We start from the raw sequence: 16,992 nt of genomic DNA, 5'->3' as shown, positions 1-16,992 counted from the left end.
AGCCTAGGCCGTCTTCGGCTTGAGCATGCCTTCCACGATGCCCAGCACGGTCTGGCGGGGCAGCAGGCGCGGCAGCCAGGCCAGCAGCCGGTTCGGCCGGCCCGCCACATGGCTGCTGCGGCCCCGGTCCAGCGCGCGCAGCGCTTCATCGACGACGGCTTGCGGCGCCATGCGCTTGCCTACGGCCGCCTCGGGCGCGGCCACCACGTCGAAGAAGGCCGTGTCCGTGGCGCCAGGGCACAGGGCCAGCACGCGCACGCCGCGCTGGCGGTTTTCCGCCCACAGGGCTTCCGAGAACGACAGCACGAACGCCTTGCTGGCGCCGTAGATCGCCATGTAGGGATCGGGCTGCAGGGCCGCCGTGGACGCCACGTTGATGATGGCGCCCCGCCTCTGGGCCAGCATGTGCGGCAAGGCGCAGTGCGTGAGTTCCATGAGGGCCGTGCAATTGACGGTCACTTCGGCCGCCTGGCGCGCCAGGTCGATGCTCTCGAACCTGCCATGCGTGGCGAATCCCGCGTTATTGATCAGTACATCGGGCGGCATGCCCAAGGCGCAAGCCTGTGCATGGGCGTCTTGCGCGGCGCCGGGCAAGCCCAGGTCGGCCACCAGCGCGTGCGCGCGGATGCCGTGGCGCCGGGACAGTTCGGCCGCCAGCGCATCGAGCACGGCGCCGGAACGGGCCAGCAGCAGCAAGTGCGCGCCGCGCGCGGCCAGGGTTTCCGCAAAGACGCGGCCGATGCCGGACGAGGCGCCCGTGATCAGCACGGTTTGGTTGGTGTAGTCGTATGGGAGCATGGCAAACGTGTCGTAGTTGAGAGTATTTCTAATGTAAACTGTAGACTTTAGTCCACGGTCAAGAAGAAACTATGCGCATCGGTGAAATCACCCGCCTGACGGGCGTCAGCAAGGATACGGTGCGCTTTTACGAGCGCCAGGGCTTGCTGGAGGAAGCGCCGCAGCCGGGCGTGACGAATAACTACAAGGAATACTCGGCGCAAGCGTTGCGGCGCATCGAGCTGATCGGCCACGCCAAGGCGCTGGGCTTTACCTTGAAGGAAATCGCCGAAGTCATTGCTGTCTGGCAAGAAAACGCGCTCGATGCGCAGACCAAACGGACCATGCTGGAAACGAAAATTGCCCAGATCGATGACAAGGCCCGTTCGATGGCCGTGCTGCGCGCCGGCCTCGTCGATGCACTGGCCAAGGTGGAGACGGGTTGCGACGATGCGGCGCCAGTGCATATGAACAAGAATAACGACAAGGAGACTCAATGAGCAACCATTACACGCAGTACCGCCACCTGGCGCTCGAGGGCGCCAAGCCTGCCCCCACGGCGCAGCAGATCGCCGCCATCGAAACCTTGCTGGAAGCGCCCTTGCCGCCCGCCTTCCTGGCGTTCTTGCGGGTTGCCAACGGCGCCTGGTTCGATTACACGTGCGATGTGCCGGACGGCAATGGCGGCGTGGAAAAAATGGGCTTCAATACCTTTTTCAGCGCCGACGAAGGCGATTTCTGCGATGAAACCCTGGTCGGCGAAATCCGTGCCGCGCGCCAGCATGCGGACATGCCGGTGCGCATCCTGCCGTTCGCCCGCGATGGCGGCAATTCCATGCTCTACCTGGACTTGACGGAAGAAGGCGGCGGCCGGGTGCTGGCCTATGTGCAGGAATTGCCGGAGTGGACGGGCAAGCGCGCCCACGGCCTGATGGAACTGGCGCCCTCGTTCGACGCCTGGCTGGACAGCCTGTATATCGACCGCGACACGGTGCTGGAGGAACTCGAACACAGCGTTTCGGAACCCTCGCACCTGGAAGCGATGGCGCAGTGGCTCGATATCGGTATGCCCGCCTGGCGCCGCGATGCGGGCATCGCCGCTTTATTTGCTATTAAACAAGTCGAATTGTGCGCTAACGAACAGGACTAGTCCTACGGGCATGGCCGTGCCTGTCCTATGGGTGTGCGCAGGCTGAGGGCTTAATATTGTCATCAGCTTGCATAAAACGCCATAGTTGAAAGGATTTCCCATGCCTATCTCCACCACCAGTTCCCGTACCCCTTCCCTGAAAAGCGTGGTCATCGGCGCGGCCGTGGCGCTGTTGAGCGGCATCGCCATCAACAGCATTGCCGCCGCCGCGCCGGGCGCGTACGACAAGCGATTCCTCAGCAAGGCCGCCGATGCGGGCAGCACGGAAATCGCCGCCAGCAAGGTGGCGCAAAGCAAGAGCAGCAATGGGGAAGTGAAGCAATTCGCCGACGCCATGGTTACCGCCCACACGACAGTGGCCGACACGCTGAAGCAACTGGCCAGCAGCAAGCAGATCGAGGTCAGCGACCAGCCCGGTGCGAAACACAAGGCGCAGATCGACCGGCTGGGCCGCCTGGAAGGCCAGGCCTTCGACAGGGAATATGCGGCCACCATCGGCGTGGCGGCGCACAAGGAAGCCGTGAAACTGTTCACGGATGCCAGCCAGAAGGCGAGCGATCCCGACATTAAGGCCTTTGCCGCCAAGACCTTGCCAGCGTTGCAACATCACCTGGAAATGGCGCATGCGCTGCACGCGGCATTGGCGAAATAGACGGCCATACGCGGGGAAATACTTGCAGTACGTGCTGTACAGCAAGTATTTCTGCTCTTGACATACAATGCGGCAACTTCGTTTTCGGCCATGCCATGACCTCATGCAGCTACTCAAGAAAACCGGCTTGATCGCCGCCGCCTTCCTGCTCCTCATCCTGCTGGCAGGCTGGCTCTTCATCAAGGTGAGCGCGGCGCGCAATGCCACCGTGTATGCCCAGCAGTGGAATGACCAGGGCACGTGCGTGATCAAGACCTATGTGCCGCACTACGGCAACGGCGTGCCGAACAACATCGTGCGCGCGTTCAGCACGTCCACCTTCTTCCGCGTGTACCACAAGGATGGCACCATGCTGGAAAGCACGGAATGGGTGCTGGACATGCATGAAGACGGCATCCTCGACCACGCCCACTGGGGCCAGAACCGCGCCATCTACCCGACCGACCTGGGGTATGAAGGCTGGACCTTGCCTGAGTGCGCGTGAACGGAAAATCATCATGCAAGAACTGAAACAAAAGGGGTTGCGCGGCCCCTGGAGCGACGCCCCCTACCTTCCCACCTTGCACCATTTCCTCGGTCCCTTCGACGTGTATGACCGCGAAGAAACCCTGGGCGTGGAACTGGATGCCTGGGACATGAACGATCCTGCCCAGCGCGCGGCGTTGATACGGCGCGACATCACGTCGCAATACAAGGAACTCAGCTACCGCCACCGCCATGCGCTGGCGGCCGTGCTGGCGCAGGCCTTGCAAGACCCTGATTACGATTTCCAGGCCATCCTCGAACATGACCCGGAAAGCACGCATGCGCTGCCGGCCCTGTGGGACGAAATGCACGACCCGCGCGCGTTCTTTGCCGATATCTACCGCCTGGTGCGGCAAGACTGGCGCGACGACCTGGCGCGCGCGGCGGCGGAAGACCCGGCCAGCTGGTAGCGCGGCGCACGCGCCACACTATCGACACGATAGGCTGCGCCCTCCTTTCCCCTATGAAATATCCATTGCGGCAATGTGCACGCGCCGTTGCAAAAACGCCCGTCTGAAAAAATATCTGTTGCACCAGCGCATGCCCACTGGCATCGCGCTACCATGAGCCGTCGGCACTTCGATAGGCGCCGCCTTACCGCGCCGGTTCCCCCGCCGGCTTCCCCCAGCTGCAATGTGAAGGAGATTCTCATGCCCAAGTTCGCCCCTGCCATGTGTTTGTCGCTCATGCTTGCCGCCGCCACCTTGCCCGGTGTCGCCAGCGCTGCCGAGGGCGGCGCCACGCGCGCCGACGCCGAAGCCATGGTCAAGAAAGGCGTGGCCTACATCAAGAGCGCCGGCGACGCCAAGGCGTATGGCGAAATCACGGCCAAGTCCCCGCAATTCATCCTGCACGACCTGTACCTGGTCGTGTACAAGCTCGACGGCACGGTCGCCGCGCATGGCGCCAACCCGAAAATGGTGGGCAAGAACTTGATCGACCTGAAAGATATCGATGGCAAGGCCTTCGTCAAGGAGCGCGTCGACTTGGCCAAGAGCAAGGGCACGTTCTGGCAGGAATACAAATTCACGAATCCGGAAACCAAGAAGATCGAGCCGAAGGTGATGTATTGCGAAAAGCTGGCCGAGACCGTCGTCTGCGGCGGCATCTACCTGTAGCCAGCCGCCGCGCCGCCGGCGCCGGGATGGTTGTCCGCTCTCTTGACGATAGGGGCTCCGATGAAAATCGCACAGAAGATGTTGATCGTCCCGGTGGTCGCGCTGGCTTGCCTGCTGGCCATGGGGGCCTTGTCCTATTTCGCCATGCAGCAGAACGAGCAGCGCATGCGCGAACTGAAAGACGTCACCCTGACGGCCGAGCGGCTTGCGAACCAGCAAGCTATTGCCCTGGGCCAGGTGCACGCCGACGTGTATGCGAAGATCGCCATCGCGGCCAGCCTGTCGGATGAGCAGTTCAAGCAATTCGGCGCGCAAACGGATGGCCAGCTGAACGCCATTGCGCAAGGATTGAAGCAATTGCAGACATTCTCGGGCGCCGCCACGGAAGCGGGCCAGGCGCTGCCGGGTGTCGAACGCTACCGTGCCAGCGTGGCGCAGGCGCTGGACTTGGCGTCCATGGACCCGAATACGGGCGTGGCGGCGATGCAAAATGCCGCCACGCATTACCAGCAAGTGCGCGGACAGTTGCGCCAGGTGCTGCTCAATCTCGACCACCGCACTGTCGATGCCTTGCAGGATACCAAGAATGCGGGCCAGCGCGCCGGCTGGCTGTCGCTGGGCGCCATGGCCATCGGCTTTGCCCTGCTGGCCCTGATCGCCACCTGGGTGGCGCGCTCCGTGGTGGGCCCCATCGACGAAGCTTGCCGCGCCGCCGAATCGCTGGCCGCCGGCGACTTGACCACGCGCATCGACGCCCGGGGCGACGACGAGGTGGGCAAGTTGGCGCGGGCCCTGGCCACGGTGCTGAAAAACTGGAATACTTTATTGGGCGACATCCGCCAGGCAGGCTCCACCATCACGGTGGAAGCGAGCGAAATCGCGCTGGGCAATGCGGACTTGTCGGCCCGCACGGAATCGCAAGCCCATTCCTTGCAGGAAACGGCGTCGTCCATGCATGCCTTGACGGATACCGTGCGCGAAAACGCCAGCCATGCGCACCAGGCCAACCAGATGGTGCTGTCGACATCGAACGTGGCGCTCGAGGGCGGCCGCGTCGTGGGCCAGGTGGTCGAGACGATGGGCTCGATCAAGGCCAGTTCCGGGCGCATCGTCGATATCATCGCCGTCATCGACGGCATTGCCTTCCAAACCAATATCCTCGCCTTGAACGCGGCCGTGGAAGCGGCGCGCGCGGGCGAACAGGGACGCGGCTTTGCCGTCGTCGCCACGGAAGTGCGTGGCCTGGCGCAGCGCTCGGCCACGGCGGCGCGCGAAATCAAGCAATTGATCGAGGATTCCGTGGCCAGGATAGAAACGGGCAGCGAGCTGGCCGACAGCGCCGGGCGCACCATGGGCGATATCGTCGCCTCCGTCCAGCAAGTGACGGAAATCATGAACGACATCACGGCGGCCAGCCAGCGCCAGAGCAAGGGCATCGAGGAAGTCAACAACGCCATCACGGAAATGGACGAATTGACCCAGCGCAATGCCGCCCTCGTCGAACAGTCGGCCGCCGCCGCGCAAAGCATGCAGGACCAGGCGCATGATCTATTGCGCGTGGTCGACGCCTTCCGCCTGGGCGAAGGCGGCGCGCCGTTGCTGGCGCCTTAGCGCCGGTGCGGCATGGCGGCCCGGGCGCAGGCTTGCATGGCCTTGCCTGTCCCGACCAGCGCGGGGTCCGCGTCCCGCAGCAAGACATTGCCCATGCGGTATTGCTGATGATAATCACCCAGCAGGGCTGAATACAGGAAAACCTGGTCTTGCCTGCGCCAGGCGGCATGGTAGTTGCTGCCTGGCGTAGCCGGAATGGCGGCGCTGAAGTAGCTGTACAGGCCGCCCACCTTCTTCTTGTGCAGCCATTCCATCAATTGCACGATGCGGTACTGTTCCAGCAAGCTCAATTCGCTGACATTGACGCCGGACAAGGCGTAATACAGTTCCAGGCGGGCCATCCAGTTGCCCTTCCCGCCTGCCGCCGCCAGCGCATCCCAGGGCGGGCCGGCACGCACCTTGCGCGCGTCATCCGGCAATGCCATCCACGCTTCCACAAAGGCCTGGTCCGGCACGGGGCCGTAGTCGGCCGGTGCGCGGCAGACGAACTGGCGCGCATCGGGCCCGTCCTGCGGGACTTCGTCGGCGATGTATCTGGCGATCTTGTCGCCGATGCCCAGCAGGCGCTTGCCATACCCTTCCAGGGTCCAGCTCGCAGGCAAACGCCCCAGCCAGGCCAGCGCATCGTCGTTGGCACGGGCCTCCACCGCGTAGGCGGCGATCCTGGCCTGCATCCTGGCTTCCTTCTGCTGCTCCGCCAGCTTGAGCGCCTCTTGCTCTTCGTCATAGCGGCTCGTGGTCTTGGCCAGTTGCACGCAGTCCAGGAAGGCCTCCGGCGCGCCCTGCCAGCACTTGGCCGGCACCTTCAGCTGCCAGCGCATGCTGACGGTTTTCAGCACATAGTTTTCCTCGCCCTCTTCGCCCTTGAGATAGGCGCGGCCATCGGCCTTCGTCACGCCTTTCGCCAGCTGCTTGCCGCCGGCCGTGCTCCAGGTGTACGGGTCATCGTCTTGCGGCACGCCGGGCACGGCGTACAGGGTCAGGTAGTGTCCGGCTGCGGGCGGCGCATCGGCGGCATGGCTCAGCGGCGACAGCAGGGATAAGGTCAATAAAGTTTTTTTAGGCAATAGTTTCAGCATGCAGCAATCGTCAATGAAGTTCGGTGTGGCAGGCGCAGTCGTGGCCGCTGGCCGCCTCGGACAGGTTTTGCAGGATGGCGCAGTCTTGCGACGGCTGCGGTTGGTCGCACTGGTGGCGCAGAGTCACCAGTTGCTGCTGCAAGGTTTGCAGGTTCGCCATTTGTTCGGCAATGCGCAGGATATGGTGGTCGAGCAATTCATTGACGCTTTGACAGCCTTCTGCCGGGTTGTTCTTAAATTCCAGCAAGGCGCGGATATCCGTCAAGCCGATCTGCAGCGAACGGCAATGGCGGATGAATTGCAGCCGTTCCTGGTGTTCTTCCCGGTACTCGCGGTAGCCGGCGCTGTTGCGCCCTGGTTCCTGCAGCAAGCCCGCCTTTTCATAGTAACGTACGGTTTCCACGTCACAATCTGTCCGTTTGGCCAATTCTCCGATACGCATGGCATCCCCTTTTTCATTCCAACATGCAAATTCCGCTTGACCCTGTAGCCGCTACAGGGTTTCTAATGGAAGCATACACGAAACCGGAAGGACGATGCGATGCCGCACGATAGCCATAACCATACCCATGCGCACGAACCCAGCCCTGCGCCCAAGGCGGCCAGTTGCTGTTCCAGCCAGCATGCGTGCTCGTCCACGCCTGCCGCCGCGTCCGCTCCTGCGCTGCCCAGCGCCGCCATCGCCGGCGCCAACACGGCCAAATACCGCATCGCCAACATGGATTGCCCCACGGAAGAGCGCTTGATCCGCAACAAGCTGGCCACCATGGCCGGCGTCGTGGGCCTCGATTTCAACCTGATGAACCGCGTGCTCGACGTGCACCACACCCTGCCTACACTGGCCACGGTGGAAGCGGCCCTGCACGGCATCGGCATGCAAGCCATTCCCATGGAGGCGGACGCCGCCGTTTCGCATAACCCGGATGAAGGCAGCCTGAGCGGCATGCAAAAGGGCTTGCTGGTCGTCTCCGGCCTGGCGGCGGCGGGCGCCGAAGCGCTGGCGTGGACCACGCATGCGGACAGTTCGCCCCTCGTCATCGCCCTGGCCCTGCTGTCGATCGCCACGGGCGGCTGGCCGACCCTGAAAAAGGGTTGGATCGCCCTGAAAACGTTCACCCTGAACATCAATTTCCTGATGAGCCTAGCGGTGTTCGGCGCCATCGCCATCGGCCAGTGGCCGGAAGCGGCCATGGTCATCTTCCTGTTCGCCATTGCCGAGCTGATCGAAGGCTTGTCCTTGAACCGCGCGCGCAACGCCGTGCAAAGCCTGATGCAGCTGGCGCCCGATACGGCGACCGTTGCCGACGCCAGCGGCGCCTGGAGCCAGGTGAACGTTGCCACGGTGGCCATCGGTACGTTGATGCGCGTCAAGCCGGGCGAGCGCATCGCCCTCGACGGCATCGTGCAAAGCGGCGTATCGTCCGTCAACCAGGCGCCGATCACGGGTGAAAGCATGCCGGTGGACAAGGCCGTGGGCGACGTCGTGTATGCGGGCACCATCAATGAACGAGGCTTGCTCGACGTCACCGTGACGGCCAACAGCGGCAACAGCACCCTGGCGAAAATCGTCAAGGTGATCGAGGAAACCCAGGGGAAACAGGCGCCCACGCAGCGCTTTGTCGACAATTTCGCCCGCTATTACACGCCCGCTGTCGTCGTCTTCGCCATCCTCGTGGCCGTGCTGCCGCCGCTGCTCTTCGGCGCGCCCTTCATGGCCTGGATCTACAAGGCGCTGGTGATGCTGGTGATCGCCTGCCCGTGCGCGCTCGTCATTTCCACGCCCGTCACCGTGGTCAGCGGCCTGACGGCGGCCGCGCGGCGCGGCATACTGGTGAAAGGCGGGCAATTCCTGGAAACGGGTTACCGCATCAAGGCCATCGCCGTCGACAAGACGGGCACCTTGACCATGGGCAAACCGGCCGTCACGGACGTGGTGGCCCTGGAGGGCAGCGACCGCGACGCCATCCTGCTGCTGGCCGCCAGCCTGGACGCCAATTCCGCCCACCCGCTGGCCGCCGCCATCGTCAAGGCGGGCCCGCCAGCGAGCAGCCACTTGCCCGTCACCCAGTTTGCCGCCCTGCATGGGCGCGGCGTGCGCGGCAGCATCGATGGACAAACGTATTACCTGGGCAATGCGCGCCTGATGACGGAATTGAACGCCCTGACGCCGGAGCTGCAAGCGATCCTGGCGCGGCTGGAACAGCAAGCCTACACGGCCATGGTGCTGGCCACCTCGGCCGGCGCGCTGGGCGTCATCGCCGTGGCCGACGTGCTGCGCCCCACGGCGGCGTCCGCCATCTCCAGATTGAATGCGCTGGGCGTGACCACCGTGATGCTGACGGGCGACAATCTGCTGACGGCGCAGCGCATCGGCGATGAAGTCGGCGTCAGCCTGGTCAAGGCGGAACTGCTGCCGGAAAACAAGCTCGACGAGATCAAGGCCTTGCAGCAGCAATTCGGCGTTGTCGCCATGCTGGGCGACGGTGTCAACGACGCCCCCGCCCTGGCGCAGGCCGACATCGGCTTTGCCATGGGCGCGGCCGGCAGCGACACGGCCATCGAAACGGCGGACGTGGCCCTGATGGACGATGAACTGGGTAAATTGCCCGAGTTCATCAGCCTGAGCCAGCGCACGCGCAGCATCCTCGTGCAAAACATCAGCTTTGCCATCGGCATCAAGGCCGTGTTCTTCGGCCTGGCGCTGGCCGGCATGGCGACCCTGTGGATGGCCGTGTTTGCCGACGTGGGCGCCAGCCTGCTGGTGGTGGCCAACGGTTTGAGATTGTTGCGCAATAGCAAGCAGACATAGTCCCAGGCAGAAATATTTCCATCTGGACAATTGCTGTAAAAAACGCTACTTTGGCGCTTGATCTCCACCTTCGCCAAAGTAGCCGATGACCGTTCTGCCCCGCCTCCCCCTGCTGGCTACCTTGCTGGCTACCTCCCTGCATGCCGAACCGATGTACTTCACCCCCTGCTCCGATACGGCCGTGCCCGGCAGTCTGTGCTCGGGTTTGAACGTGCCCGGCAGCTACGATGCCCAGGGCCGCGCCGTGGGCGAGCCGGACGCCATGCACGTCTTCGTGCGCAAGATTGCCGCCGACGTGCCTGCCGGCAAGCCCGCCAAGGGCACCCTGTGGCTGGTGGCGGGCGGCCCCGGCGAATCGGGCGCCTCGTTCTACAGCTTGCTGCCCACCTTGCGCCGCAGCTTTCCCGGATTTGAATTCCTCATCCCCGACCACCGCGGCACGGGGCATTCGTCGCGCCTGTGCAAGGTGGAAGAGTCGGAACGGAGTCCCGGCGGCCGCGCCCTGGCGGGTGCCGAATGGGGCAGCTGCTTTGCCGGCATCAACTTGATGCCGGAATACGCGGGCCAGTTTTCCATCACCATGGCGGCGCGCGACCTGCAAGCCTTGATCGCAGGCGAACGCCAGGCCAAAGGCAAACAGCCGCCCGTCTATGTATACAGTGTGTCGTACGGCACGCAACTGGTCTTGCGCACCTTGCAACTGGGACCGCTGCCCGTCAAGGGCGTCATCCTCGACTCGCTGGTACCGCCGCAGACGGATGCGCGCTGGGACTTGAGCCAGCGCTCGCACGTGGTCAACACGGTCGGCATGCAAGTGCTCGCCTGGTGCGATGCGGATGCCGCTTGCCACGCGGCATTGGGCGAGCCGGCAACAACTCTGTACCGCCGCGTGCTGGACAAGGCGCAAGCCGATCCCGCGCTGCTGGCGAAGATCCCCGGCAAGAACCTGAAGCACTTCTTGGGCGGCATGCTCGACGTTCCCGCCGCCCGCGCCCGCATTCCCTACCTGCTGCAGGAGCTGGACCAAGGCAAGGATGGGGAGCTGGCGTCCGTGCGCGCCACGTTGACGCAGGCGGCGGCCGGCCTGGGCAGCTATCCCCAGTCACCGCTGTCGATACCGCTGGTCAATATCATCAGCAATTCGGAAAACAATCTGCAAGCGTCGCTGCGCCCCGGCTGGGCCGCTGCCGACATCGACCGCGACGAGGCGGACTTGCTGTTTACCAGTCCCCTGCCCCGCATCCTCCTGGGCGGCGGCTTGCCCACCTACCCGCGCGACGCCTATTTCGGCGCCTTGCCGGCGAAAGTGCCGCCCACTCTGGTACTGCAGGGTACCCTGGACCCGAAGACGCCCTACGCGGGTGCGCAGGCGCAAGTGCAGGCTTTGACGCAGAACAAGGCCGGCACGGTGGCCATGTCCACCGTGCACAACGCCCCGCATTTCCTCCTGTGGACGGCGCCCGCCTGTTTTGAACAGGCCAGCAGCCGCTTTATCGCCGGCAAGCCGGCGCAGGATTGCACGCTGCAATTCCCACCAACTAACTAAGAGGACGATATGCGCATCACAGGCCTGGCATTGCTGCTGTTATCTTGTTTCGGCGCGGCACAAGCGGCGCCGCCCGCTTCGCCGTCCATCTGCGCTTCGCCCGCACAGTCCGTCCGCGAACAAGGCTATGTGCCCATCAACGGCATCGAGCAATGGATCACGATCACGGGCGCCGCCTGCGGCAATCCCGTGATCCTGTTCATCCACGGCGGCCCCGGCAATGCGCTGAGTCCCTACGCGGACGCCATCTATGCCGGCTGGGAACGCCACTACACGCTGGTGCAGTGGGACCAGCGCGGCGCGGGCATGACGTATGGCAAACAGCGCCCATCGGAAGAGCTGCCCTTGACGCTGGAACAGATGCGCGACGACGGCATCGCCGTGGCCCGCTATATCGGGCAGCATCTGGGCCAGCGGAAAGTCATTTTGATGGGCAGTTCCTGGGGCTCGATCCTCGGCGTGCACATGGCCAAGGCGCAGCCAGAGCTGTTCCACGCGTATATCGGCACGGCGCAGGTGGTCAATGCGCGGGCCAACGAGGCCGGCATGTACCGGGAAGTGCTTGCGCTGGCGCAAGCGGCCGGCGATACCGCCACGGTGGACAAGCTGACGGCGCTCGGCGCGCCGCCCTGGCGCGATCCGCGCAACTTCGGCATCCTGCGCCGCTTCGACCGCAAATATGAGGGATTGGCAACGGATGCGCCGCCCAAGCACTGGTGGCAGCCGGCGCCGTTCTACGCCACGCCGCAAGCGCTGGCCGATGCCGAGGCGGCCGATGACTACTCGTACATCCAGTTCATCGGCCTGCGCGGCGACGGCATGTTCGCCAAGGTCGACCTGCCTGCGCTGGGCACGCGCTTTGACTTGCCCGTGTTTTTCATCATGGGCGAAGCGGACTTGCTGACCTCGCCCGCCATCGCGCGCAGCTACTTCGACAGCATCACGGCGCCGGCCAAGGATTTTACCGTGGTGAAACGGGCCGGACACGACCCCAACCAGGCCGTGCACGACGCCCAATGGACGGTCTTGCGCGACAAGGTGGCGCCGCTGCTGAAGTAAAGCGCGCGGCGCGGCGCATTCACGGCAAACTTTCCTTGTCGATCTGTGCCGTGAAGCGCCGCTCGAAGTCCATCAGTTCCGCCACATTCAGGTCCGAGATGAGCTGATAATGCATGCCGGAGCGGCTCCAGCGTAGCAAATGATAGCCTTGCCTGACAGCCAGGCGCGGCGGCGCATCGCGCTGTGCCCCGTCGGGCCAGACATACAGGTTCAGCACATGCTGATGCCGACGGTACGCGAGAGCGGCGACGGGACGCGCGTTGATATAGTCGAGGCGCCCGCCGATCAAGGGAAAACCTTCTTGCGCCAGATCAACCACGGGCGGAGAAAAGTCGAGCTTGCCGCTGAACCATGGCTTGACCGTGTGCTGGTCGGAGGACGCCACGTCGGCCAGATGATTGGGCATCAGCGAACGGAAATGACTGGCGACGATCTCCTGGTCGAGCCGTTCCGCGTCCGAGGGTACAGACAGATACAGCGCCAGGGTGACGGCCAGGGCCGCCGTGCTGGCGCTGGCCACGCCAAAATTGATCCAGGCCCACGGCGGTTGCGCCCATTTCCTGCCGCGCGGGGCTTTCCTTGCCTGCTTGCCCTCTTCCTGCAACGCCTGGCGCAGGCGCTGCTGCAGGAAAGCGGGCGCGGCATGGCCGACGGCATGCTGTTTCACCGCCGCGCGCAGGGCAAACAGCTGTTCGCAGGCTTTGGCGCAGTCCGGGCACTGGGCCAGATGCTGCGCCAGTTGCGCCATGGCCGAGGCATCGAGCTCGCCATCGGCATAGGCGGACAGCCTGTCTTGTGATTCCTTGCACTCCATGTCAGCTCTCACCATCAGATTGTTTCAGGCGCGCCAGCAGCAGCTTGCGTCCGCGCGCCAGGCGCGACATCACCGTGCCGATCGGGATGCCGACGATGTCCGCAATCTCCTTGTAGGACAAATCGTCGATCTCCTTCAGCACCAGCACTTCCCTGAATGGCTGCGGCAGCGTATCCAGGGCATGGTTGACCGCCTCCTTCGCATCGGCGCGGGCCAGGATGTCTTCCGGGTTGCCGCATCCATCTTCATCGTGGCCATGGAGTTCCTCGTCAAAGCCGATGTCAGCGTGTTCTGCGCGACCATCGCGCAGCGACGTGTAATACGTATTGCGCACGATCGTCAGCAGCCAGGCGCGCGCGCCGTCGCCATGGTAGCCGTCCATGTAGCGGTAGGCGCGCAGGAAAGCCGTCTGCACCAGGTCCTGGGCATTCTGGTCATTGCGCGTGAGCCAGCGTGCCAGCTTGTAGGCGGCGTCCAGGTGAGGCAAGGCCATTTTCTCAAAGAACCGGGTTTTATCGATGTCGTTCAAATCAACACCCATCCGCCTGTCTGGCGTCTCAACTCCCAAGACTCGCCTTGCCTGCCGTTTATTCCCGATATGGCGGTTTTTTTACGGCAGAAAATAAACCGGCACAGGCGGGAATATTTGCCGCGCCTTCGCAGTTATAGCATGTGCAGGCCCCGATTGCATCGGGGCTTGGCAACCGCAAAGCGAAAGGAGTTCAACATGCAATACCCCTGCTTCATCCCTGGCCTGGCCGCGGCCACGCTGATGGCGTTCAGCGGAGCCGCCACCGCCGGCGACGCCATGCACGGCCAGGTACTGTACAAGAGCATGTGCATATCCTGCCACTCGATCGACTACAACGGCGTGGGACCCGCGCACAAGGGCGTGTTCGGCAGGAAAGCCGGCAGTGTCGCCGACTACAACTATTCGCCCGCCGTGAAGGCGTCCGCCATCGTGTGGGGCGAGAAAACGCTGGACCAATGGCTGTCGGGTCCGGAAAAACTGATTCCCGGCCAAAAAATGGGCTACCTGGTGCCGTCCGCGCAGGACCGCGCCGACCTGATCGCTTATTTGAAGCAGGAATCCGCACGGGCCAGCCCGGCCCAGGCCACCAAATAGAGACAGTTGTGCCACCGCCTGCCAGCCATTGCCAGGCATTTCAAGGAGAAACATCATGATGGACCGCAGAAGCTTCATGAAACTGGCCGCCGTCGGCGGCGGCGCCGTGTTCATGTCCGGACTCTACGGGCATGCGCCGGCGGCGGCCGGAAAGACGGCAGCCGCTCCCTACGAGGATTTCTATTTCGTCCAGTTGTCCGACGTGCACTGGGGTTTCACGGGCGCCGCCAACCCCGATGCCCTCCACACCTTCAGGAAGGCCGTCGCCACCGTCAATGCGCTGGAAGTGCAGCCCGATTTCATCATCTTTACGGGCGACCTCACGCATACCACGGACGACCCGAAGGAGCGCCGCCAGCGCATGGCCGAATTCAAGGACATCGCGGCGGGCTTGACGGTAAAAAACGTGCGTTTCATCCCCGGCGAGCATGACGCGTCGCTCGACAACGGCGCCGCCTACAAGGAAAACTTCGGCCCGTCCAACTACGCGTTCGAGCACAAGGGCGTGCATTTCATTGCCCTCGATAACGTCTCCGACCCCGGCGCGCGCATCGGCGACACGCAGCTGGCATGGCTGAAGGACGACCTGGACAAGCAGGCCAAGGATGCGCGCATCGTCGTCTTCACCCACCGGCCCCTGTTCGACCTCGTGCCCAAATGGGACTGGGCCACACGCGACGGCGACAAGGCGATGGCCCTATTGATGCCGTACAGCAATGTGACCGTGTTCTATGGCCATATCCACCAGGAACATCACCACATGACGGAGCACATCGCGCACCACGCCGCCAAATCCCTGATTTTTCCCTTGCCGGCGCCGGGATCGCAGGAAAAGCGCACGCCCCTGCCTTGGGACCCGGCCGCGCCGAACAAGGGCCTGGGCTTGCGCGAAGTGGAGGCGGAAGCAAACAAGGATTACAAGCTTACGGAATTTCCCGTCACAAGGAGCTGAACCATGGACCGTGCAAGAAGACAGTTTGGTATCCGTTGCGCCTGCGGTATCGGCGCGCTGCTGACGGTAGCCGCCATCGAGGCCCAGGGCGTGAAGAAAGTTGCTGCAAAAGAAAGAATCATCGCCATCCAGGCGAAGAAATTCGTCTACACACCGAACGAAATCACCTTGAAGAAGGATGAACCGGTCGTGCTGGCGTTCACGGCCATCGATTTCATCCATGGTTTTTTCATCCCGGACATGCGCATCCGCGCCGACCTGCTGCCGGGCCAGGTCACCGAAGTGAGGCTGACGCCCGGCAAGGCCGGTGAATACGCCTTTTTATGCGACAACTTTTGCGGCAGCGGCCACGAGGAGATGAATGGGAAGATCATTGTCACGGAGTAAGGTGGACGAACCATACAGTTTGACGCAAGCCCGCCATGAGGCGAGCGACTTCGACGCGCCGCGCGTGCAAACACTTTCGCCCTGCAACTACCGGCCGCCAAGGCTTGCTCTGCATGGCGCAGCGCTCAGCCGATGGTGGTGACGATATTGCCGTCGGCGTCGCGGATGGAAGTCTGTTGCACGATCCACGACACGGTCGGCAGCTGGTTCAACTGGTAGCGGCCGGCCTGTGGACGCATGGTGCGGGCGAAGTCCTGCGCGCATGCGGGCGTCATGGTGATCGCAACGCTACCGTCGCGCATGGTGACGCTGCACGCTTCGCCGGGCTCGAATTGCAGCTGCCAGTCGCGCCCGGCCAGCGTGAAGGGCCGCCCGAATGGAATCCGCAGCGGCAGCAGGGAGCACAGTTCGTCTACCTGGCGCGCGCCAAGCGTCACTTCGGTCAGCGGCGCGCGTAGCAGGCGCTTGTGCTGCTCAACGCGCAACACCTCCGTGTACATGAAGCCGTTCCCGGAGCCGTCTCGCTCCATCCCGGCCTTCACTTGTGCGGCCAGGGCCGGGTCGTCCATCAGCGAACCGCGCTCCAGGTCGGTAATCCACAGCGGCATGCGGGGCAGGAAGGTATCCAGCACATGCTGCGGCGACCACAGCTTCGCCGCGGACTCTTCTTCCAAAGTGAGGCCAACCACCTGGATGAACTCGAGGTGTCCGTTCGGCGTTTCCAGGGCCGGTAGCTCCGGGTCGCGCGTCATCGCTATGGAGCAAATCCTGGTGGCAGTGCCGAGAGCGATCGGGCCGTTGGCCGTCATCCATTCGCCCGGCCTGAAGACGTTTCCGGTCTTGAAGACATAGCGCGCAAGATTTTGCAGCATTGAGAACACCCACTTTGGCGCCTCGGCGGCACCCTCTATCGCCCGCAAGCGGAAAGTCAGTTCGAAACCATAGCCGCTCACCTGTTCGTCTTCCTGCACTTTTTCATACAGTTCCGACAAGCCGAATGTCACGTAATGCCAATGCGGCACCGGATGCGCGCGGTAATAGGCGCTGATACCGTCCAGCGGGTCCGGCCCGCCCAGGCGGTAGTTAATAAGCGGGCCCATATGCTGGGGCTTCTGTTCGCCATACAGCGACGCGAGGCTGGCGTCGATGGCGGACCAGCCAGCTGAGTCGTTATCGTCCAGGGAGTTAAGCGGATATTCGTTCACAGCCGCGCCACGTGGTAGCCGGAATGAAAAACAACCCTTGAACGGTCCTGGGTCGACCTCATTTCCTCATCGCCTGGTGGGCGAAAGGGAGCGTTTTCTGTAGGCATATGCTTGTTTTCTTTGTGGATTTGGGCTGTGCAACGACGAAGGATCGCTTCTCGCCGCCGGCGGCCCGTGAGCAT

The 16,992-nt window shown here is 63.5% G+C and carries 19 protein-coding genes; 13 read left to right on the top strand and 6 right to left on the bottom strand.

The features are described 5' to 3' along the window. Positions 1-3 precede the first annotated feature (3 nt). Positions 4-798 (bottom strand): SDR family oxidoreductase, encoded by a 795-nt coding sequence (locus O3300_RS02885; RefSeq protein WP_305051966.1) that lies wholly within the window; start codon positions 796-798, stop codon positions 4-6. A 71-nt stretch (positions 799-869) separates the two neighbouring features. On the opposite strand from O3300_RS02885, the gene O3300_RS02880 reads away from it, so the two are divergent. The 7 genes from O3300_RS02880 (at position 870) to O3300_RS02850 (ending at position 5,833) form a co-directional block, all read left to right on the top strand. Further along, positions 870-1,277, top strand: a complete 408-nt coding sequence (locus O3300_RS02880; protein ID WP_305051965.1) for a MerR family transcriptional regulator — start codon at positions 870-872, stop codon at positions 1,275-1,277. Then, complete coding sequence (locus O3300_RS02875; RefSeq protein WP_099667982.1) at positions 1,274-1,927, top strand: SMI1/KNR4 family protein; 654 nt, start codon at positions 1,274-1,276, stop codon at positions 1,925-1,927. The genes O3300_RS02880 and O3300_RS02875 overlap by 4 nt, the downstream gene beginning before the upstream one ends. Positions 1,928-2,027: 100 nt before the next feature. Next, positions 2,028-2,579: a DUF4142 domain-containing protein gene (locus O3300_RS02870; protein ID WP_305051964.1), complete on the top strand. Its 552-nt coding sequence runs from the start codon at positions 2,028-2,030 to the stop codon at positions 2,577-2,579. 103 nt (positions 2,580-2,682) lie between these two features. Continuing rightward, positions 2,683-3,063, top strand: a complete 381-nt coding sequence (locus O3300_RS02865) for a hypothetical protein (RefSeq protein ID WP_305051963.1) — start codon at positions 2,683-2,685, stop codon at positions 3,061-3,063. A 13-nt stretch (positions 3,064-3,076) separates the two neighbouring features. After that, a complete protein-coding gene (locus tag O3300_RS02860) occupies positions 3,077-3,514 on the top strand; it encodes a hypothetical protein (protein ID WP_305051962.1) in 438 nt (145 codons plus the stop codon). A 240-nt stretch (positions 3,515-3,754) separates the two neighbouring features. Further along, positions 3,755-4,222: a cache domain-containing protein gene (locus O3300_RS02855; RefSeq protein WP_328572601.1), complete on the top strand. Its 468-nt coding sequence runs from the start codon at positions 3,755-3,757 to the stop codon at positions 4,220-4,222. Positions 4,223-4,282: 60 nt separating this feature from the next. Then, positions 4,283-5,833, top strand: a complete 1,551-nt coding sequence (locus O3300_RS02850) for a methyl-accepting chemotaxis protein (RefSeq protein WP_305051961.1) — start codon at positions 4,283-4,285, stop codon at positions 5,831-5,833. On the opposite strand, the gene O3300_RS02845 is transcribed toward O3300_RS02850, so the two are convergent. Further along, positions 5,830-6,912 (bottom strand): hypothetical protein, encoded by a 1,083-nt coding sequence (locus O3300_RS02845; protein WP_305051960.1) that lies wholly within the window; start codon positions 6,910-6,912, stop codon positions 5,830-5,832. The genes O3300_RS02850 and O3300_RS02845 overlap by 4 nt on opposite strands. Positions 6,913-6,922: 10 nt before the next feature. Further along, positions 6,923-7,354, bottom strand: coding sequence for a Cd(II)/Pb(II)-responsive transcriptional regulator (gene cadR / locus O3300_RS02840; RefSeq protein ID WP_034787498.1), 432 nt, complete (start codon positions 7,352-7,354; stop codon positions 6,923-6,925). A 99-nt stretch (positions 7,355-7,453) separates the two neighbouring features. On the opposite strand from cadR, the gene O3300_RS02835 reads away from it, so the two are divergent. From O3300_RS02835 to O3300_RS02825, 3 genes are all read left to right on the top strand, one after another. After that, positions 7,454-9,721 (top strand): heavy metal translocating P-type ATPase, encoded by a 2,268-nt coding sequence (locus tag O3300_RS02835; RefSeq protein ID WP_305051959.1) that lies wholly within the window; start codon positions 7,454-7,456, stop codon positions 9,719-9,721. Positions 9,722-9,806: 85 nt separating this feature from the next. Beyond that, a complete protein-coding gene (locus O3300_RS02830; RefSeq protein ID WP_305051958.1) occupies positions 9,807-11,267 on the top strand; it encodes an alpha/beta fold hydrolase in 1,461 nt (486 codons plus the stop codon). A gap of 9 nt (positions 11,268-11,276) precedes the next feature. Then, positions 11,277-12,326, top strand: a complete 1,050-nt coding sequence (locus O3300_RS02825; protein WP_305051957.1) for an alpha/beta fold hydrolase — start codon at positions 11,277-11,279, stop codon at positions 12,324-12,326. A 19-nt stretch (positions 12,327-12,345) separates the two neighbouring features. Here the strand turns inward: O3300_RS02825 and O3300_RS02820 are convergent, their stop codons facing one another. Both O3300_RS02820 and O3300_RS02815 read right to left on the bottom strand, forming a co-directional pair. Further along, positions 12,346-13,155: an anti-sigma factor gene (locus tag O3300_RS02820; RefSeq protein WP_305051956.1), complete on the bottom strand. Its 810-nt coding sequence runs from the start codon at positions 13,153-13,155 to the stop codon at positions 12,346-12,348. After that, positions 13,142-13,633 (bottom strand): sigma-70 family RNA polymerase sigma factor, encoded by a 492-nt coding sequence (locus O3300_RS02815; protein WP_305051955.1) that lies wholly within the window; start codon positions 13,631-13,633, stop codon positions 13,142-13,144. Before O3300_RS02815 ends, O3300_RS02820 begins: the two co-directional genes overlap by 14 nt. 234 nt (positions 13,634-13,867) lie before the next feature. On the opposite strand from O3300_RS02815, the gene O3300_RS02810 reads away from it, so the two are divergent. Genes O3300_RS02810 through O3300_RS02800 form a run of 3 tightly spaced genes read left to right on the top strand, consistent with a single transcriptional unit; the run spans position 13,868 to position 15,605 of the window. Next, positions 13,868-14,266, top strand: coding sequence for a cytochrome c family protein (locus tag O3300_RS02810; protein ID WP_305051954.1), 399 nt, complete (start codon positions 13,868-13,870; stop codon positions 14,264-14,266). A 58-nt stretch (positions 14,267-14,324) separates the two neighbouring features. Further along, positions 14,325-15,218 (top strand): metallophosphoesterase, encoded by an 894-nt coding sequence (locus O3300_RS02805; protein WP_289905584.1) that lies wholly within the window; start codon positions 14,325-14,327, stop codon positions 15,216-15,218. Positions 15,219-15,221: 3 nt separating this feature from the next. Then, positions 15,222-15,605: a cupredoxin domain-containing protein gene (locus O3300_RS02800; RefSeq protein WP_305051953.1), complete on the top strand. Its 384-nt coding sequence runs from the start codon at positions 15,222-15,224 to the stop codon at positions 15,603-15,605. 125 nt (positions 15,606-15,730) lie between these two features. On the opposite strand, the gene O3300_RS02795 is transcribed toward O3300_RS02800, so the two are convergent. Then, complete coding sequence (locus tag O3300_RS02795) at positions 15,731-16,810, bottom strand: suppressor of fused domain protein (protein WP_305051952.1); 1,080 nt, start codon at positions 16,808-16,810, stop codon at positions 15,731-15,733. Positions 16,811-16,992 lie beyond the last annotated feature (182 nt).

Source organism: Janthinobacterium sp. SUN206 (assembly GCF_030587305.1).
GTDB lineage: Bacteria > Pseudomonadota > Gammaproteobacteria > Burkholderiales > Burkholderiaceae_D > Janthinobacterium > Janthinobacterium kumbetense.
The sequence above is the reverse complement of the archived record's forward strand: the minus strand, read 5'-3'. Positions and strand labels throughout refer to the sequence as shown.